The 23,146-nt window shown below is 54.7% G+C and carries 22 protein-coding genes; 11 read left to right on the top strand and 11 right to left on the bottom strand.

Annotated elements, in window-relative coordinates:
* Nucleotides 1-143 precede the first annotated feature (143 nt).
* The 9 genes from NST26_RS06085 to NST26_RS06045 all read left to right on the top strand — a co-directional run bounded on the left by NST26_RS06085 (nt 144) and on the right by NST26_RS06045 (nt 8,716).
* Nucleotides 144-1,784 (top strand): spore germination protein, encoded by a 1,641-nt coding sequence (locus tag NST26_RS06085; protein ID WP_340978829.1) that lies wholly within the window; start codon nt 144-146, stop codon nt 1,782-1,784.
* A complete protein-coding gene (locus NST26_RS06080) occupies nt 1,777-2,874 on the top strand; it encodes a GerAB/ArcD/ProY family transporter (RefSeq protein ID WP_339313098.1) in 1,098 nt (365 codons plus the stop codon). The genes NST26_RS06085 and NST26_RS06080 overlap by 8 nt, the downstream gene beginning before the upstream one ends.
* Nucleotides 2,871-4,094, top strand: a complete 1,224-nt coding sequence (locus tag NST26_RS06075; protein ID WP_339313097.1) for a Ger(x)C family spore germination protein — start codon at nt 2,871-2,873, stop codon at nt 4,092-4,094. Before NST26_RS06080 ends, NST26_RS06075 begins: the two co-directional genes overlap by 4 nt.
* 42 nt (nt 4,095-4,136) lie before the next feature.
* Nucleotides 4,137-4,322: a CLC_0170 family protein gene (locus NST26_RS06070; RefSeq protein ID WP_339254332.1), complete on the top strand. Its 186-nt coding sequence runs from the start codon at nt 4,137-4,139 to the stop codon at nt 4,320-4,322.
* A gap of 81 nt (nt 4,323-4,403) precedes the next feature.
* Complete coding sequence (locus NST26_RS06065; protein WP_339254330.1) at nt 4,404-5,375, top strand: RluA family pseudouridine synthase; 972 nt, start codon at nt 4,404-4,406, stop codon at nt 5,373-5,375.
* 67 nt (nt 5,376-5,442) lie between these two features.
* Nucleotides 5,443-5,958: a hypothetical protein gene (locus NST26_RS06060; RefSeq protein WP_076081848.1), complete on the top strand. Its 516-nt coding sequence runs from the start codon at nt 5,443-5,445 to the stop codon at nt 5,956-5,958.
* Nucleotides 5,959-5,982: 24 nt separating this feature from the next.
* Nucleotides 5,983-6,378, top strand: a complete 396-nt coding sequence (locus NST26_RS06055) for a hypothetical protein (protein ID WP_209879711.1) — start codon at nt 5,983-5,985, stop codon at nt 6,376-6,378.
* Nucleotides 6,379-6,403: 25 nt separating this feature from the next.
* The gene (locus NST26_RS06050) at nt 6,404-6,973 is read left to right on the top strand and encodes a TetR-like C-terminal domain-containing protein (RefSeq protein ID WP_209879708.1); all 570 of its coding nucleotides are present in this window, start codon (nt 6,404-6,406) and stop codon (nt 6,971-6,973) included.
* 162 nt (nt 6,974-7,135) lie between these two features.
* Nucleotides 7,136-8,716, top strand: coding sequence for an oleate hydratase (locus NST26_RS06045; protein ID WP_339313096.1), 1,581 nt, complete (start codon nt 7,136-7,138; stop codon nt 8,714-8,716).
* A gap of 345 nt (nt 8,717-9,061) precedes the next feature.
* Here NST26_RS06045 and NST26_RS06040 read toward each other — a convergent pair whose 3' ends face one another.
* A complete protein-coding gene (locus NST26_RS06040) occupies nt 9,062-9,787 on the bottom strand; it encodes a DsbA family oxidoreductase (RefSeq protein WP_339313095.1) in 726 nt (241 codons plus the stop codon).
* Between the two features lie 257 nt (nt 9,788-10,044).
* Here NST26_RS06040 and NST26_RS06035 point away from each other — a divergent pair, with 257 nt between their 5' ends.
* Complete coding sequence (locus tag NST26_RS06035) at nt 10,045-10,977, top strand: glycosyltransferase family 2 protein (RefSeq protein WP_339313094.1); 933 nt, start codon at nt 10,045-10,047, stop codon at nt 10,975-10,977.
* A gap of 169 nt (nt 10,978-11,146) precedes the next feature.
* Here NST26_RS06035 and NST26_RS06030 read toward each other — a convergent pair whose 3' ends face one another.
* Together NST26_RS06030 and NST26_RS06025 are read right to left on the bottom strand one after the other, a co-directional pair.
* The gene (locus NST26_RS06030) at nt 11,147-12,901 is read right to left on the bottom strand and encodes an SGNH/GDSL hydrolase family protein (protein WP_340978823.1); all 1,755 of its coding nucleotides are present in this window, start codon (nt 12,899-12,901) and stop codon (nt 11,147-11,149) included.
* A gap of 201 nt (nt 12,902-13,102) precedes the next feature.
* The gene (locus tag NST26_RS06025; protein ID WP_076081854.1) at nt 13,103-13,675 is read right to left on the bottom strand and encodes a TetR/AcrR family transcriptional regulator; all 573 of its coding nucleotides are present in this window, start codon (nt 13,673-13,675) and stop codon (nt 13,103-13,105) included.
* 240 nt (nt 13,676-13,915) lie between these two features.
* Here NST26_RS06025 and NST26_RS06020 point away from each other — a divergent pair, with 240 nt between their 5' ends.
* Nucleotides 13,916-15,049 (top strand): FAD:protein FMN transferase, encoded by a 1,134-nt coding sequence (locus NST26_RS06020; RefSeq protein WP_340978821.1) that lies wholly within the window; start codon nt 13,916-13,918, stop codon nt 15,047-15,049.
* Nucleotides 15,050-15,525: 476 nt separating this feature from the next.
* Here NST26_RS06020 and NST26_RS06015 read toward each other — a convergent pair whose 3' ends face one another.
* The 8 genes from NST26_RS06015 to NST26_RS05980 all read right to left on the bottom strand — a co-directional run bounded on the left by NST26_RS06015 (nt 15,526) and on the right by NST26_RS05980 (nt 23,075).
* Complete coding sequence (locus NST26_RS06015) at nt 15,526-16,236, bottom strand: HAD family hydrolase (RefSeq protein ID WP_339254317.1); 711 nt, start codon at nt 16,234-16,236, stop codon at nt 15,526-15,528.
* 25 nt (nt 16,237-16,261) lie between these two features.
* On the bottom strand, nt 16,262-16,723 hold the full coding sequence (locus NST26_RS06010; RefSeq protein WP_339313093.1) for a GNAT family N-acetyltransferase: 462 nt from the start codon (nt 16,721-16,723) through the stop codon (nt 16,262-16,264).
* 12 nt (nt 16,724-16,735) lie between these two features.
* Nucleotides 16,736-17,242, bottom strand: coding sequence for a metallophosphoesterase family protein (locus NST26_RS06005; RefSeq protein WP_036727618.1), 507 nt, complete (start codon nt 17,240-17,242; stop codon nt 16,736-16,738).
* Nucleotides 17,243-17,423: 181 nt separating this feature from the next.
* Nucleotides 17,424-18,635 carry an anti-sigma factor gene (locus NST26_RS06000; protein ID WP_339313092.1) on the bottom strand — a complete coding sequence of 404 codons (1,212 nt, stop codon included), beginning with the start codon at nt 18,633-18,635 and terminating at the stop codon, nt 17,424-17,426.
* Nucleotides 18,628-19,131, bottom strand: a complete 504-nt coding sequence (locus tag NST26_RS05995; protein ID WP_339254311.1) for a sigma-70 family RNA polymerase sigma factor — start codon at nt 19,129-19,131, stop codon at nt 18,628-18,630. Before NST26_RS05995 ends, NST26_RS06000 begins: the two co-directional genes overlap by 8 nt.
* Nucleotides 19,132-19,720: 589 nt before the next feature.
* Nucleotides 19,721-21,007, bottom strand: a complete 1,287-nt coding sequence (locus NST26_RS05990) for an ATP-binding protein (RefSeq protein WP_036727614.1) — start codon at nt 21,005-21,007, stop codon at nt 19,721-19,723.
* Between the two features lie 2 nt (nt 21,008-21,009).
* Nucleotides 21,010-22,458: an RtcB family protein gene (locus NST26_RS05985; protein WP_340978820.1), complete on the bottom strand. Its 1,449-nt coding sequence runs from the start codon at nt 22,456-22,458 to the stop codon at nt 21,010-21,012.
* A 356-nt stretch (nt 22,459-22,814) separates the two neighbouring features.
* Nucleotides 22,815-23,075 (bottom strand): YqkE family protein, encoded by a 261-nt coding sequence (locus tag NST26_RS05980; RefSeq protein ID WP_340756100.1) that lies wholly within the window; start codon nt 23,073-23,075, stop codon nt 22,815-22,817.
* Nucleotides 23,076-23,146 lie beyond the last annotated feature (71 nt).

Raw genomic sequence — 23,146 nt, 5'->3', positions numbered from 1 at the left:
GCAACCGGCTGCCAAGCAACCGCCTGAAGCAGATATCATAGCACTCCTTCCGGGCCTTACACATAGAAATTACATAAAAACCGTACGATCAAGCAACACTTTATATAGATTCATCCATCTGCCCTATGAAGGAGGTCGCCCGTTTGCAAGACTGGAAAGATAAATATGCCTCCTACATAGATAAGCAACAGTCTTCTTCTTCAGAGCAGAAGCCTGCTAGCGGCAGCAGGCTGAGCGGCAGCAGGCTGAGCGGCAGCAGGCTGACAGGAGAGCTGAAGACCGATCTGCCGGAGCTTCAGGCGAGGCTCGGAGAGAACGGCGACCTGGTCGTACGCGACTTCCTGCTCTTCGGGGCTTATCCTGCTGCAATGCTCTTCTTCTCCTCACTCGTGAATATGGAGCAGGTGCGCGAGCATGTGCTGAAACCGTTAATGGCACCGCCTCCAGGGCAGTCTGAGGTCCCGGAGGATACGGGCGGAATGATTCATTATATCTGGAGTACAGCTGTCCAGGTCACTCAAGGCACCACGACTGCCGATCTGTCCGCACTCCCCCAAGCCGCCGTGAAGGGCGACCTGATTCTGCTGATCGACGGGATTCCAGAGGCGCTTCGCATGGAAATGCGCCAGATTGAGATGCGCGGGGTCGAGCAGCCGCAGACGGAGCAGGTCATCCGCGGGCCGCGTGAAGGCTATGTGGAGAAGCTGGAGAACAACCTCTCCCTGCTGCGTTACCGGCTGCAGAGCACGGACTTCCGCATTGAGATCAGCCCGCTCGGAGAGCGCACCCAGTCAAGGGTGGCTCTATGTTACATTGACAGTGTCACTGACAGCAGTCTGGTCGCTGAAGTCATGCGCCGAGTCTCGCTGATTCATACGGACGGCATCCTCGATGCCGGATACATCGAGCAGTTCATCGAAGACCAGCCGCTGTCCCCCTTCCCTCAGGTTCAGAGCACCGAGCGGCCGGACAAAACTGTGGCCGCCCTTCTGGAAGGACGGGTCGCCATTCTTGTGGATGGCTCCCCGTTTGCCCTGATTGTTCCCGCCCTCTTCAACCAGTTCTTCCAGACGGTGGATGACTATACGGAACGCTTCATTATGGGCAGCCTGATCCGGATCATCCGGCTGATTGCTTTGGCCTGCTCGCTGTTTTTCCCGGCGTTGTATGTGTCTGTCATCTCGTACAACCCCGAACTGCTGCCTACAGATTTCGCTGTGGCGATCTCGGGCGGCCGGGCGGGCGTGCCGTTTCCGGCTGTGCTGGAGGTGCTGATTATGGAGGTATCCATGGAGGTGCTGCGGGAAGCGACGATCCGGCTGCCGCAGATGATCGGCGGGGCATTATCTATTGTAGGCGTCCTCGTCATCGGACAGGCTGCAGTGGGCGCAGGACTCGCCAGCCCGATCACGGTTGTCATTGTGGCTCTGACGACCATCGGCTCGTTCGCCACCCCCGCCTACAATGCAGCGATCGCCCTGCGTATGCTGCGGTTTCCGCTGATCCTTCTGGCCGGTATGTTCGGCCTCTACGGGGTTATGATTGGTACGATTCTGATTCTGAATCATCTGCTCTACCTGGAGTCCTTCGGAGTTCCCTATATGTCCCCCTACATTCCCGGTAAGTGGCGTGATCTGAAGGATACGCTGGTGCGGGTGCCGCTCTGGTGGATGCGCCGCCGCCCCAGCTTCCTGCATGTCCGGGATACCGACAGACTGCCCCGCAGTGTACCCACCGCAGAGATTGACCAGATTCTCAGGCAGGGAGATGAGACCGATGAATAATCCGCGCCAGATTACGAGTCTGCGCGCAGCAGCCGTGATCAGCAGCACCATTATCGGAGTGGGCATCCTCAGCTTCCCGCGCTATATGACCGAAGCAGGTAACAGCAGCGCTCCCCTTGTTGCATTCTGCGGCGTACTTTTCTCCTTCATCAGCTACTGGCTGCTGGCCTCTCTCTGCCAGCGGTTTCCGCAGGAGACCCTGTTCGTGTTCAGCCGCCGCCTGATCGGACGCCCGCTTGCTGCTATTTTCACTGTGGTGATTATGCTGCTGTTCATTGTACTCACCGGCCTCACTGTACGCCAGTTCGGGGATGTTGCCACAACCGTGCTGTACAAAAAAACACCGATCGAAGCAACCATCTTCCTGATGCTGCTTATCAGTCTGCTGTCCTCCAGGCGCAACGTTGTGAAGTTCTCCTATATCCACTTCTTCTATCTGCCGCTGATTGTCGGCTCTATTCTGGCCACCATTCTGCTCTCGCTCAAAAATGTGGATATGCTCAATCTGCAGCCTGTCCTGATGGCTCCCGGCCTCCAGTTCTGGAAAGGGGCGCGGGAGGCCACCTATCTGTTCCAAAGCTCCTTCGTCATCGTGCTGCTGATTCCATTCATGGAGAAGCCTGGGCATGCCGTCCGCGCGGGGGCCTGGGCCATCTTCCTGTCGGGTGCAATCTACGTGCTGATCGTCATTGCTTCTGTAGGGATATTCGGTGCCGAGGAGACCAAGCTGCTGATCTACCCTACTCTGGAGATGGCCCGTTCGGCGGCTTTTGGCGAGGGATTCCTGGAGCGGCTGGATGCTATCTTCATTATTATCTGGGTCATCTCTGTCTACACGACGATCTACACTACTTATTACATATCTGCCTATCTGCTGCACAAGCTGCTGCGATTCCGCGACCAGCGGATGGCCTCCACGGTCCTGCTGCCGGTGATGTTCATCCTGGCCATGCTGCCCTCAAATGTGTTCGAATCTTACCAGTGGGCCCTTCATCTGGGCAATGCCGGCATGATGCTGATGTTCGGCTATCCGCTGCTGTTATGGACAGTCTATCTGCTCAGACGCCACAAGGAGAAGGTGACCTCATGAAAATACAGCTTCCGCGCACGCTCGCCCTGCTCCTCCTGCTCACTATAGCCGCCCCGCTGCTCAGCGGATGCTGGGATCAGGTGGAGATTGAGGACCGCGCGCTGGTTCTCGGCCTATCCATTGACAAGATCCCTGCAGACGATACGCAAAAAGAAGACCGGGTCACTCACATCCATGATAACTCTCTGCCTACGGAGATGATCAGTGTCACCGCTCAGATTGCCGTCCCGGGCAGAGTCCCGCTGGGCCCCGGCACCGGCGGCAGCGCAGGGGAAGGCAAGACCAGTCCCGTCTGGGTAGTCAGCGTGCGCGGCATCTCCCTCGACGATGCCATGAATAATCTGCAGCAGCAGATAGCCGACCCGCGTTATCTGGTTCACCTGCGGATCATCATCATCAGCGAGGAGATTGCCCGGGGCAGTCTCGCCGAGCTGAATGATTATCTGCGGCGCAACCCAGAAATCCGGCGCAGAACCTGGCTGCTCGTCTCCGAGGGCCGCGCGTCCGCCTTCATGGATGTGAACCCGCCGCTGCAGCGTGTGCCTACTCTTTATATTTTGTCCATGATGGAGAAGTCCGTCTCCTCCGGCAAATTCCCCCGGGATTATATCGGCACCTTCTGGTCAGCCGACTCCAGGTGGGGACAAAGCGCTTATCTGCCTTATGTGGCACTTCGCAACAAGGATAATATTCTGATCAAAGGGCTGGCTTATTTCAGCCGCGGCAAGATGGTCAGCAAGACTGCCCCTATAGAGATCGGCGGGTTCATGGCGATGCAGGGGATGGACCCCGGCGGCTATTCCACTCTGCTCCGTACGCAGGAGCTAGGGATTGTCATGACCAAGATCAATGAACGCTTCACCCGCACCCGGAGCTATATCAAGGACGGCAAGCCCTATTTGTCCTATGAGATCTTCCTGGAGGGGGATTTGGACGAGCATTACAGCAGTGACATTCCTGTCAATTCCCCACAGAAGCTGCATGAGATCGAGCGGGATTTCGAGCAGCAGATCCAGACGGTGCTGACCGGACTGGTGAAGCAGACCCAGCAGGACCACTCCGATATTTTTGGCATGGGCGAACAGATCCGAAGCCATCATCCCGCCTACTGGAGGAAGCATATCCACGGCAAAAACGACTGGGAGAGCCTGTACAGCAGTGTTGGTGTAGATATCAGACTGACCCTGCATATCCGCAGAGTGGGCCTCAAGCATGATTAAGCGCCAGCCCGTGCAGGTAACCGCCTATGGAGGAGGAAGCGTATGATCCGATTGCTGGGAAGCCTTGCCGGGATGCTGTTCTTCTCGGCCATGCTTCTGCTGGTTGTAGATATCCGAATTTACAGTAACCGGGGCTGGCTCCGGGAGAAAAAGTACGCAAAGATCATAGCCTGGAGCTATATCCTGCTCTCCCTGATAATCTGTATCGGCCTGCTCCTCTATATCTAGTGCCCCACGTCCCTTCGTAGTATTTCTTCACGGCCCATGGTATATTGAGGAGTAACCTATTAAAGGACGGAGAATGCGGTCATGAATACAAGAAGAACCAGAAATCAGGGGAACAGAACCTCTAACCATAAACAGGGCGCTAGATCCGGAGCCCCGGCCAAGCCGGCAGCTGCACCCAAATCCTATACGGTAGCCGAGCCTGCGGAGCTGCTTGCTTTTCTGCTGAAGACGATTACGAACAAGGGGCGCAACTCGATCAAATCCATGCTCTCCCGCGGACAGGTTGCGGTGAACGGCAAGCCGGTGACGAAGCATAACCATCCGCTCCATCCCGGCCAGACCGTGACGATTGACCATGAGAAGCCTGCCGAAACCAAGGAGATGCTCGGACTGACCATTGTCCATGAGGATGACGATATTATCGTGATCCAGAAGGATGCGGGGCTCTTGTCCATCGCTACCGGTGAAGATAATGAATTGACGGCTTACCGCCAGCTGATGGAGCATGTCCGCCTGAGCAACCCGAAGAACCGCGTCTATGTGGTGCACCGGCTGGACCGTGATACCTCGGGTGTCATGATGTTTGCCCGCAGCGAGGCGATTCAGCAGCAGCTCCAGAACAGCTGGAAGGAGACCGTCAAGGAACGCTCCTACGTGGCTCTGGTGGAAGGCGCCGTTAAGAGATCCGAAGGCACGATCAGCTCCTGGCTGAAGGAGACCTCCACACTGAAGATGTACTCCAGTCCGCATGAGGGAGACGGGCTGCACGCCGTAACCCGCTATAAGCTGATCCAGGCGAACCGCCACTTCTCCCTGCTGGAGGTGCACTTAGAGACCGGACGGAAGAATCAGATCCGTGTCCACATGTCCGACATCGGACATCCGATTGCCGGGGACAAGAAGTACGGCGCTGAGACCAAGGCGGTCGGCCGCCTCGGCCTGCATGCCCGCGTGCTCTCGTTCGTCCATCCGACCACAGGTGAAATTCTAACGTTTGAGAGCGCGATTCCGAAGAGTTTTCTGAAATACACGGCACCGGCACCTACGAACTAATTCCTAAGCTGTGAGTGCCAACAGCAAATCATAATATATTATAGAGAAACGATAGAAGGTGCCGCTCTTGTTCCACCCTACTGTTTTTGACAATATCAAAATCGCCCTGGAGAACCAGATCTACGACTACGATAATCTGGATGGGGTTCTAGTTGTAACTGACCGGTCCGATCTGCTCAATCTCGCGCTGATGTCGCGTGAATTCAGCCTCGCGTTCAAGCTGACCGGAGGCCTGAATGTGACGTCCGAGATTCTGCTCCAGTCCACAGTGAAGGACCTCAGCGATGAGATTCTGGAGACGCCGGGCAGCGATCCGGGATGCAGTCTTTTCTTACGCTTTTATATGGAGATAGAAGATGTGAATGTGCAGTGCCCGGCCATTGAAGAGATTCTGACCCGAATCTGGGGACCCGAATTCCAGCCTGTGCAATCGCTCAGCTTCCGCTATGGACAGACAGACGATACGTACAATAACTGTGTTGAACTGCAATTCAAACGGCAAATTACCGAAGAGCAAATGGAAGACCTTCCGAACCTCCTGAAGTTCATGCTGCAGAGCGCAGAGGAACTGGAAGAGGTATAACGCTATACATGGGGTGAGCTGATAATGAATTTCCTGCCTCCTGCCCGGACGGGCCGCTGGCTGGCATGGTCTGCCGGTTACGCGCTGCTGCTGTGGCTATCGCTGATTCTGCACCGGTATATGTGGTTAGGTGAGCCTTTCAACCTTATTCTTGCCCTACGCTGGGCCATCCTTGCCCTTGTCATCTCCGGTATAGTCAACGGGTTCGGCTGGTTGGGTGCACAGCTTGTGTGGATTTTCTCAACCGCTGGAACTGTGGCGGGGCTCTTCCTGATGTACCTGTACACTTACCGTGAGATGTCGGGCTTCGAGGATCTTGCGGGCTTTCTTTCCTTCGGCCTGTTTACAGCAGGCGGCTTCGCTCTGGGTCTGATCGCCGAGGGCGGCCGGCTGCTGATACACTATTGGCGCACACGCTGATTCCTGTTAGGAGCTGATGACCCTTATGTCCAATTCCCTGCTGACCAAAAATGCGCTCGCCCGCTCGCTCAAAGACCTGATGGAGGAGCTTCCGCTGAACAAAATCTCCGTCCGTCATCTGGTCGAGGATTGCGGCGTGAACCGGCAGACCTTTTATTATCATTTTCAGGATATCTATGATCTGCTGGGCTGGATCTACAGGACGGAGGCTGTCGAGAGCATTGCCCAGTACCGCAGCTACAGCACCTGGACAGACGGTTTCTACCGGATATTCTGCTATATCGGGAACAATAAGGCGTTCTGCAGCAATACCTTGGACTCCCTCGGACGGAGGCATCTGGACGCGTATCTGTATGAGGTGACGAATGATCTCGTTATGGGCGTCATCAACGAACTGGCCGCGGGGCTGGATGTCGGGACGCCGGATAAGCAGTTCATCGCCAACTTTTACACGCTGGCCTTCACCGGACTGGTCATTCAGTGGATGCAGGACGGGATGAAGGAGCCGCCGGAGCAGATGATCGGGAAGCTGAGCGTCCTGATAGAAGGGAACTTTCTGAAGGCGCTGCATAAATATGAGAACATTGTGTCGTAACCTTAGAGGCTGCGGCTTTTTTTCCGCTCAAAAACGTTACACTTTGTTCCATATGTCCAAATTTTATACAGATCAAGCGCTTTGATGATACCCTCCAGGGCGGGACTGGATTACACTCGGTTCAGGTCTAGTATTCAAGCAAATCTATGGAGGCGGTAATCAGTGAAAAAAGAGTACGGTAACGAGCAGGTATATTTCGTAGGCGGTGGCATTGCATCCCTTGCGGGTGCGGCCTATCTGGTCAGAGACTGCGGTTTTCCCGGACAGAACATTCACATTATTGAAGAAATGAAGATCCTTGGCGGCAGCAATGACGGTGCCGGCGATGCAGAGCATGGATATGTCATTCGCGGCGGCCGGATGCTGAACGATGAGACCTATGAGAACCTGTGGGAGCTATTAAGTACCATTCCGTCCATTGATCAACCAGGGCTGACGCTACGGCAAGAAATCATTCAATTCGATGAGTCCAATCCAACCCGCGGCCAGGCACGGCTGATCAACAGCAAGGGTGAGGTTCTGGACGTCACCTCCATGGGCTTCGATATGGCAGACCGCCTGGCCATGGGCAAGCTGATCATGACGCCGGAGCCAGCCATGGGCACCTTGCGGATTAACGACTGGTTCGGACCACATTTCTTCACAACGAACTTCTGGTACATGTGGGCGACCACTTTTGCCTTCCAGCCTTGGCATAGTGCAGTTGAGTTCAAGCGGTATATGCTCCGCTTCATGCACGAGTTCCCTAGAATTCAAACCCTTGAAGGCGTAACCCGGACCCCATATAACCAATATGATTCCATTATTCTGCCGCTGCATCAATATCTGGAGCCGCTGGGCGTAGATTTCAACTTGAAATGTACGGTAACTGATTTGGAATTCAAAGAAGGCGACGGCATCACTGTGACAGCGATGAAGGTCGTCCGCGATGGCGTGGAGGACACGATCCAGGTTCATGAAGGCGACCGCGTCATTGTGACGAACGGCTCGATGACCGAAGGCGCAAGCCTTGGATCAATGACCTCCGCTCCCGGGCTGAACGGTAAGGGCAGCTCATGGAAGCTGTGGGAGACGATCGCCGCGAAGAAGCCGGGTCTCGGCAATCCCTCCTCCTTCGATGATCATGTGGACGAATCCAAATGGGAATCCTTCACGGTGACCTTCCAGGACTCGAAGTTCTTCGACCTTATGGAGAAGTTCACCCGCAACCGGGCCGGAACCGGCGCACTTGTAACGTTCAAGGATTCCAGTTGGTTCATGTCGGTCGTGCTGGCGTTCCAGCCGCATTTCCGCAACCAGCCGGAGCATGTCAGGGTCTTCTGGGGATATGGCCTGTACCCGGACAAGGTCGGCGATTATGTGCATAAAAAAATGTGCGACTGTACCGGCGAGGAGATTATGGAGGAGCTGATCGGACATCTGCACTTCGAGGCGCATAAGGAAGAGATCATGGCTACCGCCAACTGTATTCCTTGCATGATGCCGTATATCACCTCCCAGTTCATGCCGCGCCTGAACAGCGACCGGCCGCAGGTGGTGCCTGAAGGCTCAACCAACCTGGCCTTTATCGGGCAATACTGCGAGATCCCGGACGATATCGTTTTCACGGAAGAATATTCAGTCCGTGCCGCCCGCATCGCCGTCTACACCCTGTTCGGCCTGAACCGTCCGGTAGAGCCGATCAATGCGTACCAGAACGATGTCCGCACACTGTTCTCCAGTCTGGTGACCTCGTTCCGGTAACGGAATGATTCGGTTTCCCGCTCCAGGCCAGTGGTCTCTGTAAGCAAGTGGAAACGGCTTTGCCGTCCTTTTAAAGGACGGTACCGTTTCAGCGAGAAATAGAAGGATAATTTATCGTGTGCAACATATAAATTCTTATATTTGAACAAAAAACCCCCGCTGCATGAAATTCATGCAGCGGGGGTTTGGTGCGTCCATTGATGCAAACTTGCCAGTCCGGCACGCCGCTCCAAATGGCCTTTTGGCGCAAAAAGCGGAACTATAGTCCATAACCAGAATGAATCGTACGTCCCGTCCAGGCACAGCTTGCTGCAACGCTTATCTCATACCTGCCACTGATCCTAATCAGATGCTGCAGGAACCGTCATCGCAGCCGTCAGCAGACGGTGCAGCCCCGGACTTCGGCTGGCCGACCACCTGAAGCTCTGGACCCTTCTGTTCCTCCGCCCATACCGTGTCCAGCACTTCAGTAAAGACCGGACCCGGCTGTGCGCCAGATACGGCGTACTTATTATTGAAGACGAAGAAGGGAACGCCAGTGATGTTCAGCTGCCGGGCAGCTTCAATGTCAGCCTCAACGCGGTCGCCGTAAGCCTCACTGTCGAGCACCGCAGCCACTTCAGCCTGATCCAGTCCGGCCTCCGCAGCCAGCTCAGCCAGCACTTTACGGTCACCTACATTCAGTGTATCGGTGAAATAAGCACGCAGCAGCCGTTCGGTCATCTGCGGAGCCTTGCCCTGAGTAGCGGCATAGTGGCTCAAGCGGTGAGCGTCAAAGGTATTCGTGGACTGAATCGTATCGAAATTGAACTCCAGACCCACACCCTGCGCCTGCTCGGCCAGCTGTGCGTTCATCTCCTTGGCCTTGTCACGGGTCATGCCGTATTTACCGGCCAGCAGCTCATGGATATCTCTCGTCTCATCGGTGCGTGCATTCGGGTCCAGCTGGAAGCTGCGGAACACGACCTCCACCTGGTCACGGCCCGGGAATTGGCTCAGCGCGTGCTCCAGCCGTCTTTTGCCGATATAGCAGAACGGGCAGGCATAATCAGACCATATATCTATTCTCATGGGAATTCCTCCTGAATGGTATTGATATTGATATTGCAATTCACTTACTATTATATAGTTAAAAACCGAAAATTACAAACAAACTTTCTGAACGGCCCCTTCCCATTGAATGTCCCATACATTCTCTTCCCTGCTGGCTTCCGGGAGAAAAGTAAACGAAAGAGGTATATACGTACGCCCGGCCGGGCAGGTAAAATTAAAGCAACATCTCTAATTCAAAGCGGACGGTCTATGGCGTCCCGAAAGGAGTCAGCGGCATGCATGACCTGTCTATAGTCATTCCCACGCGTAACCGGATCAGCGATCTGACCCTCTGCATTGAGTCCATCGGCGCGCAAAGCGGGCTGGAGAATGTCTCCATCGAACTGCTGATCGTGGACGACGGTGAGATCGAAGAGCAGGTGCTGGAATATTTCCGTGAGGTGCTCGGGCGTCTTCCGGATGCCAGCCTGCGTTATTACCGCAAAACCAAGCCCGGCGTCTGGCTCTCCCGCTATGAGGCCCTCGGGCTCATCGACGGGGAGATTCTGCTCAGCTTCGATGACGATGCGGAGCTGGACGATCCGCTCTATATCCGCCGGTTGCTCGACACCTACGCCTCAGATCCGTCCATTGCCGGAGTCGGCGGAATCGCCAAGGGTCTCTCCAGCAGCAAATCGGGCAAGCTGCTCGGCAGGCTCACCTGTCAAATGTCGGCTTCGCCAGGCAGACTGTCAGCCAGTACACTGGCCGGGTCTCTTCTCTTATGGGGGGAGACCGAGAATATTTTTGAGACGGATTTCTTCCACGGCTGCAATATGTCCTTCCGCAGCTCGGCGCTGCGGGATATGAAGCCGTACCCCTGGATGACCAGCTATGCAGTAGCGGACGATATCTATATGTGCCATCTGGCGAGCAGATACGGCAAGCTGGTGATTAACCCGGAGCTGAAAATCATGCATCATGAATCGCCCAGCTCTCGCGACAAGGCAGGCCGGGTCGCCCGGGCGACCGCAGTCAACCATTATTATCTGCTGAATCTGCGCAAAGCACCCGTGAAGAATTATGCAGCTCTGCTCTGGACCTTGTCTTACCTCGCCGTCAAGTCTACGCTCAAGCGGAACTTCAATGCCGTCTCCGGCTACGCCAGTGGCATCCTCTTCGTCCTCAACCCCCGCAAGAACAAGTACAGGGAATTCATGCTGGATTAGGTACAGCATTCCGCGAAGAACCGCTAGTGTGCACAGAACCAAACAGTTTAAGGATGCTGGGGGCCCTGTGCCCCATACATCCGGTTCATACACCCTCTGGTCAGTACATTAAAAAAGGTGCCACAGGCAGCTGCTTCAATGCGGCCTCAGTGGCACCCTTATATTATTCTTAAGCCGTGTAGCCAAAGCCCAGGATCGTGAAGCTCTTGTCCTGATCCTCCGGCGCCATCCGGATCTCCACCACATGCTCCCCGCTCTGCTCATTGTTGTATAGAATCACAGCGTTGCAGTGCGTCCAGCTATTCACATGCGGATCTGCCGTCAGAACCAGCTTGCCGTCCACATAGACCTCCGCCTTGCCTACATCCGGGTTGCCCGAATCCTTGAAGACCAGGATCAGATTCTTGCTGGTGATTGTCAGCCCGAAGCGATCCTCACCGGACGCAGCCGTGTGCATCCAGTTATGCGGAAATTGCGGAGTGCCGAACGGATTGGCATCCATCTCCACCTGCTGCAGCTCCTCATCCGTACCCTGGAAGCCGCCTGCTTCAATAGCAATCGCAGTACCTGCGCTGCCCAGATCACTTATACGGTCCAGCAGCCGGACATGGGCAAAATCATTGCCGAGCTCAGGCGGTCCCGCCAGCATATCCTGCTCCTTTTCATCCAATCCCATCCGGGCGGTCTCGGCGAAAAGGTAGCCCAGGGAGTCCGCCATTACGCGGTGCCCGTCATTCGTGGGGTGATAGATATCGTAGAAGAATTGCCGTTTGGAGATGATATTCCCTTCGGACTTGCTCAGCCGGAACTGCTCTGTTACTGCATCCTTGACACTAACCATAGGAAGATTATAGCGTCTGCCTACCGGGGAGAGGCGGTCCTGCAGGTTCCAGTCATTCACGAAGACACTGAACAGCAGAATGACGGCAGGCTGGTTCGGCGCAGACAGGATTTTGAGACAAAGACTCTCGAAGCAGTTGCCCTTCGTCTCGTCCCCTTCATCATTCACGGCAAACTCCACCACTACGATGTCGGGAGCGGCTGCACCATCTCTCAGCACATCCCGCTCATAGCGGATCATCCCAAGCTCAGAGGGCGTCCCGCCAACCCCAGCCTTGATGAAATGAATATTCTCTCCACCCTCCTTGCCGAATAGCTCCTTAAATCTTAAGTACGACTGATAGGCATAGCATTCTGTATGAATGGGCTTAGCTCCGGCCCCCTGTGTGATGGACCCGCCAATATAAGCAATCGTCACATCCTCTCCGCTTGCAGCCTTGTCCATAGCCCGCTTCAGCCGCCGGTTATTGCCCGCATACAGCAGAGACTTCGCAATCATCGCGCGGTAAGCAGACGACTCGAAGTCTACGGAAGGTTCCGCTGTCAGCTCAGGCGCCGTGTACCCGTCATTCAGGTAGAGAACGATGCTCGCTGTCGCCAGTTCCCCCTCCTTACTGAATTCAAAGGCGTATTTGCCGGGAGCCACATCCTCCTCAGACCACTCGTGCTCTTCCAGCTTCACTAGGATTTCCGTTCCATCGCCCGGGCAGGGGGCCCGCAGCTGCGTGCCGGTCTCATACTTGCTGGTTCTGCCCCAATTCTGCATAAGAAAAGTGACCGCAGCCCCTTCCTCCGCCGTCTTCACAGACACTCCAATGCTGTGCACCAGCTTGCGGAAGCCAGTCCAGTCTCTAAGCATCGCCAGCATCTGCTCATCCGTAACCCCGCCTATGTATTTGGCCTTATCAATCAGATAATTGCCTTCCAGATAGACCTCCTGTGAGGGCTTGCCCTCCGCCCGGGCGGTTGCCTCAATCGCCGTCTCGAACATGACGAAGAAGCCGTTACGGCGCTCCACTGGATCTTGGGGTGCCGCCGGACCCTCCTGCCCGCCAAGCCCGATACCGCTGTTATACTCTTCCATAACCATCAGCCTCACTTTGTCTGAAGGCGCTCTCATCCATCTGGAACAGGACAGCAGTACCCCGCCGCCATGCCAGCTCTAGACTTCAGCTGCGCCATAATCGTCTTCATTAACGCTTTCATTATAGCCCGGGGTGCCGGAACAGCTCAACGTACAATCAGAAGCTCTGTTTAGTTATTACAACAATTAGCTAGTTTGCCTCTATTGCAGTATTCCGGTGGAGATAAACAGAATCATATGCTCTTTGATTTTGTCCTGATCCAGCGGCTCATGGGATTTGTTCCATTCCGTGGTTAGAGCCAGATACATCCGCAGAATCATAAACGCCGCCACACTGGCATCGCAAGGCTTCACTTCTCCGCTCCCGATGGCCTCCTCAATCTGCTGCTGCAGGAAGTCCAGCGCATAGCCCTCCATCCGCTTCACGCCTTCGAGCGCCTGGGCCGTACCGATGTCCCGGACCTCCTGGGCCAGCTTCACGAACAGCTCATGGTCCAGGCGGAATTCCAGAATGGAATCCAGCAGATTAAGCAGCTTATGTACGAAGGAAGTTTGCTGCGCAGCCACACGGCTCATCACCGATGTTAATTCAGAGGTGGCCTTGTCCAGAATTTCCTCGAACAGTTCTTCCTTGGTTTTGAAAAAGGTATAGATCGTGCCTTTGCCCACATTGGCAATTCTGGATACCTGATCCATAGTAGTAGCTTTATAACCAAATTGAACAAAGGACAGGGTTGCTGCCTGCAGGATTAATGCTTTACGGTCAATGGACATGGGTAACACTCCATTCTCTAGAATACAAATTGACTAGAATTTATTTCCGGTCATTAATTACCACCCAATTTACCACGCCACCGGGAAGAAGACAATATTTTCATCAAAATATCACCGGATTCGGCACTCCGCAAGCCGCTCTTCTGCACAAAATGTCACCAAATGAGTATCCATTGCCGTTCTTTCTGGGGTATGATAGTAAAGATGCAACCACGAAACTAATTGTATGGATGGTGGAATATGTCTGAAATCAAAAAAACATCTAAGAACAAAAAAACCGTTGTAATTCTGGCCGCTCTAGTCGTTATTATCGCTGCGGCTGTGGTAATCTGGCTTACAATGGGCAACAAGAGTGAAGACAGCCCTGCTGCTACCGGAACCCCTGGCGCTACTGCCTCCAAAGACGGCGATACGAAGTCCCTGGAGCAGACGTTTTATATTTATGATACGGTTGTGAATATCAAGGTGTTCGGCGATACGGTGGAACAGAAGAATATGGACGACATTCAGGCTATGCTGGAACGGATGGATATCGAGTTCAGCCGCACCAAGACGAACGGGGAATTGTACGCGGTGAATCAAGCCGCCGGCAAAGAAGCCGTTGCTGTGTCTGATGAAACGCTGGATATCGTGAAGCTCTCCCTCAAATATGCTGAGGAAATGGACGGGCTGTATGATCCGACGGTTGGCCCGCTTGTGGATCTATGGGCGATCGGCGAAGGCGGGGAGCATGTGCCTGAGCAGGCGGCGATCGACAAGGCCCGGAGTCTGGTCAATTACAAGGATGTGATTGTCGATGAGGCTGCGAAGACGGTCAAGCTGGCCAAAGAAGGCATGGTACTGGACATGGGCGGAATCGGCAAAGGCTATGCGGCTGACCGGATCGCCGACTATCTCAAGGCTCAGGGCCTGAACAGCGCGATGATCAATCTCGGCGGCAGCAGCATTATCGCCCTTGGCAACAAGCCGAATGGTTCTCCGTGGAATATCGGCCTGCAGGACCCCGATCAGAGCCGCGGCAGCCAGCTCGGAACCATTAAGGTTGCCGATGAGGTGGTTGACGCGTCCGGGGTATATGAGCGCTTCTTCATGCAGGACGGAGTGCGTTACCACCATATCCTCGATCCGCGTACAGGCTTCCCTTCCCAGAACGGGCTGAAGAGTATCACCATCATGAGCCCCAACGCGACAGACGCGGACGCTCTTTCCACCGGTGTGTTCCTCATGGGCCTGGAAGAAGGCATGAAATATCTCGAAGCGCTGCCGGAGAAGGTGGAGGCCTTCTTCATTACAGATGACAACAAGATCTATGCCACCTCTGAGCTGAAGAAACGGCTGAATCTGACCGATTCGACTTATAGCTTCGCTAATTAATAGTCTGTGGTGCGGGAGATGCGGAAACGTAGCGGATGAGGAGCTGAAGATAACCCGGCTCAACTTAGCCACGGATCTGGTAGCTTAACTATTATAGCTGATCCGATGAACAACAACAGTAAAAGGTGCCTTCCTTTGGCGGAGGGCACCTTTGTTTGTGTTACTGACTACCATCTACTGAAGGCCGCATTCACCAGCGGCCCCTCATTCCATTGCGTTCGGGTTATCGCATACATTTGGCCCGGTCGGTGTGATTCAAGCAGATTTTACTTTCAATTATCCGTTTCGCCAACTTCCGGGCGATTCAATGGGATTTTTCCCTTTAAATTGTCCGTTTCACCTACTTTTGTGCGATTTAATGGGATTTTTCCCTTTAAATTGTCCGTTTCACCTACTTCAGTGCGATTTAATGGGATTTTTCCCTTTCAGCGCTCCAAAGAGAATGGGCCGCTGAAGCACCGGCCGGAAGCAAGGCTTCACACCAGCGGTAACGCACCGAACTCCTTATAATTCTTGAAAATATAGCTCGGCGTATGGTCCGTGCCCGGCTGCCGCTCGCGCGGATTGTACCAGCATACCTTCCAGCCTGCCGCCAGCGCGCCTACTACATCGTTGGCCCAGGTATCGCCCACATAAAGGCTGTTCTCCGGTGTAGTTCCCGTCACCCTGTTGACATGAGCGAAGATGGCCGGGTCCGGCTTCGCCAGACCGACAGCATCCGAGATGAAGATCATCTCCGGGGGAATGATCCGGTCGATGCCCAGCCCGCGCAGCTTGCCCATCTGGTGCTCCTGCGGGCCGTTGGTGATAATGCCTACCGGATGGCCCAGGCTAATGAACCGCTGAAGCTGCTCTGCTACGCCGTCAATCATCTCAATCGTGTACTGGCGGGCAATATAGGAGGCCTGTATCTGCACCGCCTGCTCCTGGTTGAGCGGCAACCCATATTCGGCAAAAGCCAGCTCCAGCCGCAGCACCCGCGTCTCCTCCAGCTCCATCTCCCCGCGCAGATACTTCGGCCACAGCAAGTCGCTGTGATGCCTTACCGTGTAGAACAGCTCCGCATAATCCAGCTTGTCCTCCTCAGGAGCCAGCACCTCACGTACGGCTTCCCTGAAAGGGATCAGGTGGTCATATAGTGTATCATCCAGATCAAAAAATACAGCCAGCTTACTGCTTGTCTCCACCACTATAACTCTCCTAACTATATCTTCAGAAATATAAATGATAAGTGAAAAAGCTCTCGTCCCGCTCATATCCATGGGCTTCATACAAACGCTGGGCACCGGTGTTGTCCATCATGGTGGACAGTGTCAGACCTTTGGCTCCTGTCCCCTGGGCGAAGCCCTTCACGCCTTCAAGCAGCAGTGAGCCCAGTCCCTGGCCCCGCTGCTCCTTCGTTACGAACAAATCGTTCAGAATCCATACCGGCTGGACCGTGATGGAAGAGAACGAGGGATAGAGCTGTGCCAGACCATACATCCTCCTGTCTTCACCCTCACCGGCAACAGCCATGAAAACAACAGACTCTCCGTTCTCCAGTCTTGCCTGCAGGAATTCCCTGGCGGCTTCCCTGTCCGGCTGCTGGCCGTAGAAGCTGCGGTATTCATCGAACAGCGGTACAAGCTCCTCCACATCCTCAAGACCTGCCCGTTCAAAACGATAATTCAACAAAGGTAATCCCCCTTATTCCCTGGAATCATAAAAGACATGACGGGCGGTAATCTTACCATCCTCAATGTCCATCAGGCCGAAGGAATATTGCTTCTCCCTGCGTTTGTCCGTGGGCGATCCGGGGTTAAACAGCAGAATCCCGTTCTCCCGGCGCATCAGCGGCTGATGGGAATGCCCGAAGAGAATGCAATCTACGTCCTGGCCTTCAAAAGCGAGCAGCGCATTACCGTCCGTCCCTTTGCGGGAATACGGAGCGTGTCCGTGAATCATTCCGATGCGCATGCCTTCAAGCGTAAGGATCTTGCTCTCGCCGAAGCGCTCAATAATCTCATAGCCATCGTTGTTCCCGGCAATCCCCTCTACCGGAGCAAGCTCGGCGAGCATATCGTAAATCTCCGGCGACACCCAGTCGCCCAAATGCAGAATGATATCCACCTGGCGAAATTCCTTCATAAGCACGGACGGCAGCCCCTTGGCCCGGCTTGAGAGATGTGTATCCGATACCACTCCAATCTTCATCTGCATTCTCCTCCTTATTCAAAATGGCTAAGAAGCGCGGTAAAATGCGATCCCCAGCCATTTTTATGTTCAAATCCAAGTTTACGTTCTATCATTGTACGATGCCCTGAAGAGGGAATGCAAATTGAAGCTTCAGGGCACCGCGATCTGATCCTTTAGCCATTTTCATATATAGCGATCCTCACTCCGTCCAGTTCCAGAGCCGTACTTCCCCTACCTGGAGGTGGCTTACCCACGAAGCCTCGCGCAGCTTCAGCAACTCCTTGACCGGTCCAGTGACAACGGCTCCGTAGAGCTTGACCCCGTTCTGCTCCAGATAGGCCACGGAGGTGTCTAACTGTTCGATATACACCGCTTTGCCCGCGAGTGTCTGATGCTGCTGCAGCAGCTTAAGGGTCTTGATGAAATTGGCATCTCGTAGTTCTCCGCTCCCGTATGCCTCAACGGAAGGCGACACACTGCTGTAGGAGGATACGGAGCTGAACCAGCCTGTTTTTTCCTTGGTGACCTCTGATCTCTTCATATCATCCTTATGCCAGATAGGATAATAGGGGAAGCCAAGCGGATATACAACCACATCGTCATTCCTCGTTGAAGGTCCGGTATCGGCACCGAACCAGACAGGCTGAAGGTTCAGCGGCTCCAGCTGCTTCAGGAGTTCATCTGTGGTATATAAATGGCCGAGTGACAGATACGCCTCAGCAACCGTACCTTCAGGAAGCTTCGCAAGCCTCTTCCACTGGTCATTATCATCCCCTCCAACGGCGCCGCCCTTCGCAGACGGATAATAGAACACTTTTCCAGACCCGTTCCGCTCATCCATCCAATTATATATACCATTATTGGCCAGTCCCAGAAGGAAATTCTGTGAATAATTACCGACCTGAATGCTCTCGCTGCCCACCTGCTTCAGCATATTCCCGGATAACTCCATCCGGAAAAAATAATGTGCATCCGATGACAGCCGCACCGTGGTGTTGGGGCGGGTAACGGCAATCGCTGATTCTACCACATCACGGTAAGTGTCACCCCGGTCTCCGGTGTTGTAGAAGACTACTGTGATAATACTGCTAATGACCGTAAAGATCAGGAACGCCGAAAATACAGTAAGTGTATTGTTAATCCGCGCCTTCCATTTGCCCCGGCGAATAATGGACTTCTCTCTTCGCTTCTTTTTCGCCTTCTTGAACCCTGGTGCTGCGCTTCCTTGCGGGTCCGTCTTGGTCCAACTCCCGGTGACCTGCCCGTCCTGCTCCTCCCGTTCCATCTGCTCCTCCAGATACAACTGATACGCTTCAAGCTTCGCCAGCTCACTCTCCAGCTCCTCACGCTCTTCCTCCGGGAGGGTACCCTCGCTGTATTGGCGCAACTTCTCTTTGAATTCCTCACTCATGCTCGTTCCTCCTCCGATCCGCCTCACGCAGCTTCTGCCTGGCGCGGAATATGAGTATCTTGTATTGGGACAAGCCCACCTCCATAATGCCAGCAGCTTCCTTATAGCTCAGCCCGTGCACATCGTGCAGCAGCAGGGCATGGCGCTGCCCCTCCGGCAACAGGCTAAGCGCCCGCGCCGCTTCCTCCCACCGTTCCTGCCTGAGCAAGGTGCCCTCCGTAGTCTCCGGGTGGGGCAGGCTGCTGAAATATGCGCCTTCCTTCGCCACGCTCCGCTTCTCTTTGCGCTTATAATCCACGAATGCATTATATGCGACCCGGAACAGCCACGGCTTAACCCGTTCCTCCCGGCAATCCTCCAGATACAGATACGCCCGGTAAAAGGTATCCTGCATCAAATCTTCAGCCGCATGATGGTCCTGGCAGAGGGAGCGCAGATAGCGGTAGATGTCGTCAACATATTGTTCATATAGTTCATCCAGCGAATTTGGCTCCATCTCCTCCCCCCTTACTCCATCCACGTATGAGAATGCGAAAAGTTACACCTCTGTACGAAATTTCCTGAAATCATCCATTTTGTTCGCAAGCAAAGTCCATCTTCCCCGGAGGCGGTGGTGCGGGATCCGCTAGGGTGCAATGGGCCGAGATGCGATGGTGCAGGGGGCGACGTGCAGGGGGCGCGATGTGCAGGGGGCCATGTGCGGGGGTGCGAACCCCGCCACTCCCGTTGCGGACTGGAGATCCCTTATTTGGCCGGAACACAGCATTTCGCATGCCTGGCGGACTCAGATGCCGTTAAGCCCCCTCTCCGGCCTCCGTTTACGCTCCACAATACAATATAGGGGCTCCTGAGTCCGATACGAGCAGAAAAGCCGTCTTTTTCGCCAAATAACGTCCTCTGTGTCCGCATAACTCCCCAGATGACCCCAAAAACTCTAATTTGTAAACACCGAAGGCTAGCAGCCAGCAACGGCGGAGGAGCTCAAATTCAGCACAAAGGGAGCCTCCCGGCCCCCTGTATGCTAACTCTGGCGATTCATTCCCCAGCCTCATTCGCGCTGGCAGCCTGCTCTCCACGTATTTTACTCAATAAAAGCCGATGCTGGACGATGCATCCTTCATCCATTCCCGTTTGCGGCCCTTGTCCAGCTCGCCGCGCATGCCGCGCACAAGAAGCTCCACATCTGCCGTGCCGTTCTCATGCCATTCCAGTGCGGCACTGACATACAGCTCGCCGAGCTGGGTCAGGGAGAAATCCCCGGTCAGACGCGCAGCAGTGGCCGTGCCTTCCTCACCTGCGAAGGCGGAGAAGCCGCGCAGCTGCAGATATTCAAGGCGCAACGCCTCGCTTGGCATCTTGATCTCATAGGCCCGGTCGAAGCGCCCGGCGCGGTTCATGAGACCCGGGTCGATTTTGTCAGGGTAATTGGTCGTGCCGATCAGGAAGATCCCCTCCTTGGAGGTGGCCCCGTCCAGCGTGTTGAGGAAGAAGGAGCGCACCTCCTGCGGCATGGAGTCGATGTCCTCAATCACGAGCACCATCGGCGCCAGCCGGGCCGCAGCCTCGAACACCTCATTCACCGATTCGCTGCTCGTATACTCCGTAATCTGCCAATAGAGCACCGGTCCCGGCACGCTTCCGGCAATGGATTTGACCAGGGTGGTCTTGCCGTTGCCCGGATGCCCGTAGAGCAGAATCCCCCGCTTGTATGGGATATCATAGGTCACATAGAAGCTGCGGTCGCTGTCGAAGAACTGATCGAGCGAGCGGTAGATCTCTTTTTTGATACCGGCGTCCAAAATCACCTCTTCACGCCTAACCGCACGCGTAATCGGCTCATCCTCACGGGAAATCCCGTTCCGCCGGTCGGTGAACACCGTCACCTTGTTGATATTCTGCTCCCGCTGACGCTTGCGCACATTACCAAGGAAGAACTGCAGCTGCTGATCCGATGCGGCAAATACATAATCCTGAAAGTTAATGCCGTTCTCCTGAAACACCGGAACCCGCGCCAGCGCAATGCCCATCGCCGGATAAGCGAGCACATTATTGCGGACCGACAGATGGATATGGTACTCCGGCTGCTCCTTCTCATCATCGAACACGAAGGTCCGGTCCTCCAGACGGTCAAAAATCCGCGCCACATGCTCCACCCCGGCATTCCCGCTCTGCACATCGTTCTCCAGCAGCTTCCAGTATTCGCTGTTGGGATCATCGCTGGCATACAGCTCGTAACGGACACCGTACCGGGTGTAGAGAGCTTCAAGGATACCGTCCACCAGGCGGGCATACACATCGTAGCCTTTGATAATGCCGGCTCTCTCTTCATCATATTCATAGATTACAGCCGGTTTCTTGTTCTCCTGCTCCATCCTTATTTCGTCCCCTTTATCGCTGCGAGCGGCTTGCATTTGGCCACAACGGCAGCCAGGCCGGCCCCCGTAACGCTTTCTATGATCTCATCTACATTCTTATAGGCTTGGGGGGATTCGTCAATGATAGATTCCAGGGAATGCTGGTTCACGACAATCTCGTCTTCCGTTCCCACCTTCATCGACCGGGAGAATTCCTGGACACTCACCAGCCGCTTCGTGGCCGAGCGGGAGCGGATACGTCCTGCACCATGGCAGATGGAATAATAATTCTCTTCCCCTCCGGGCTGGCCGACCATGATATAAGAGGCCGTACCCATCGAGCCGGGAATCAGCGCCGGATGTCCGGTCCCCGCATAAGGGCGCGGATTATCCGCATGCTCCGCAGGCAGAGCGCGGGTGGCCCCTTTGCGGTGGACGAACTTGCTGCCTGCGGAAGTCTTCTCTTCCCAGGCATAATTGTGCATCAGATCGTAAAGGGTTCGCAGCTCGCACTTCGGGCCGAAGACGTCTCGGAAGCCTTCACGGACTCCATAAGCAATCAGGTGACGGTTCACTACCGCATAGTTCAGTGCCGAGTACATCAGATTAACATAGCGCTGCGCCTGCGGATGCGCCAGAGGCGCATAGATCAAGCGCGGGTCGGCGCTGCCCAGCCCCAGCTGGCCCATGACCTTGGCGAAGGCCGGGGTACAGAATTGATTGACCATGCCGCCCCAGGCCCGTGAGCCGGAGTGGATCATGACGACAATCTGCCCGTCCTGAAGCCCCCAGGCTTCCGCCACCTCCCGTTGCTCCTCTGCGATCTCAATCGCCTGAATCTCGACGAAATGGTTGCCGCCGCCAAGAGTTCCGAGCTGGCGGTGGCCCCGGTGCCAGGCCATGTCCGGCAGCTCATTCAGAATCTCTTCGTCGAAGCCCAGCTTGCTGATCTCCACATGGGATAGCGCACTTGATTTCTTCGGCGTGTAGCTGTCCGGGATATACTTGTTAGGCAGGCCGTGCAGTCCCTTGCGTACGATATTCTCCAGCCGGATATCGCTGTAGTGGCCGCGCTGCTGGGCTTCCATCGGCAGATACCGCTCAATGGCGCGGACCAGCTTGCGGCGCAGCTTCACTTCTCGCAGATCATCCACGTGCAGGTTGGTCAGATGCACGCGCATCCCGCAGCCGATGTCGCTGCCTACAATGGACGGCGACACATAGCCTGATTCGGCATCCCAGACAGCCGTAGTGCCGATACAGGTTCCGACACCTACATGTACATCCGGGGTATAGCTCATATATTCGATATTCGGTATCTGAAGATTGTTATTAGCCATCTCCAAGACCTTGTAATCCAGCGTGCCGAATAATTGCTCACTGGCGTAGATTTTGAGGTCGCCGCCCGGAAGGGCCACCTCATGTTTATAGCGGGACATCTCCTCCGCTTGTTGCTTCATGCTATTCATATCTATTTTCATTTCCTCTCAGGTTGGGTTTCCAGGTACACAAAAAAGAGCCGCAGACCAGTTCTGATCATGCGGCTCCCGGCGTGCTAAGTGCAGCTTCCCGTTGAAGCTTGCACCCGTTCAAAGCACACCCGTATTCAGTTCAGACATCAGCAGCAGCAATACCCTGCGCATTATGTCTTCCGGACGAAGGCGATGAGATCAGATCGTACATATGCGGTTGTCAGGTGATCCTGCTGTCTGTTCCGTTCATTTGTTCCAATCATGATCCGTCAGCCTCCCTTCTCTAAATGATAAACCCAATAATATATGGCCTTGCAGCAGATTGTCAACCCTTATTCTGGTAAAAAACTATTTTACTTAAATTTGGACCAGTCCTGATTGCTGTTCTCCAGCAGATGGCCGAAATCATTCTCCAGCCGCTTCTGCTCCGCCTTGCGCTTATCCTCGGCTGCCTTTAGGACAGCCTCCTTCTTGTCACGTTCTTCTGCCTTGAGCGCATCGGACTGCGCCTTTAGCTTCTCCAGAACCTCGCCGCTCAGCATATCCTTCAGGGTTGCCGGAGCATCCGCCTGCGCAGGACGCGGAGCCGGGGTATTTTTCTTCTTTTTAGCCAAGAGAAATCATCCTTTCAAGCCGTGCTTTTCGTTCAAATTTGTTTTAGGCACAGGGCTTTTCGTTTATAATG

Source organism: Paenibacillus sp. FSL R7-0128, assembly GCF_038002245.1.
Taxonomy (GTDB): domain Bacteria; phylum Bacillota; class Bacilli; order Paenibacillales; family Paenibacillaceae; genus Paenibacillus_AQ; species Paenibacillus_AQ silagei.
This window is presented reverse-complemented; position numbering and strand designations above follow the sequence as displayed.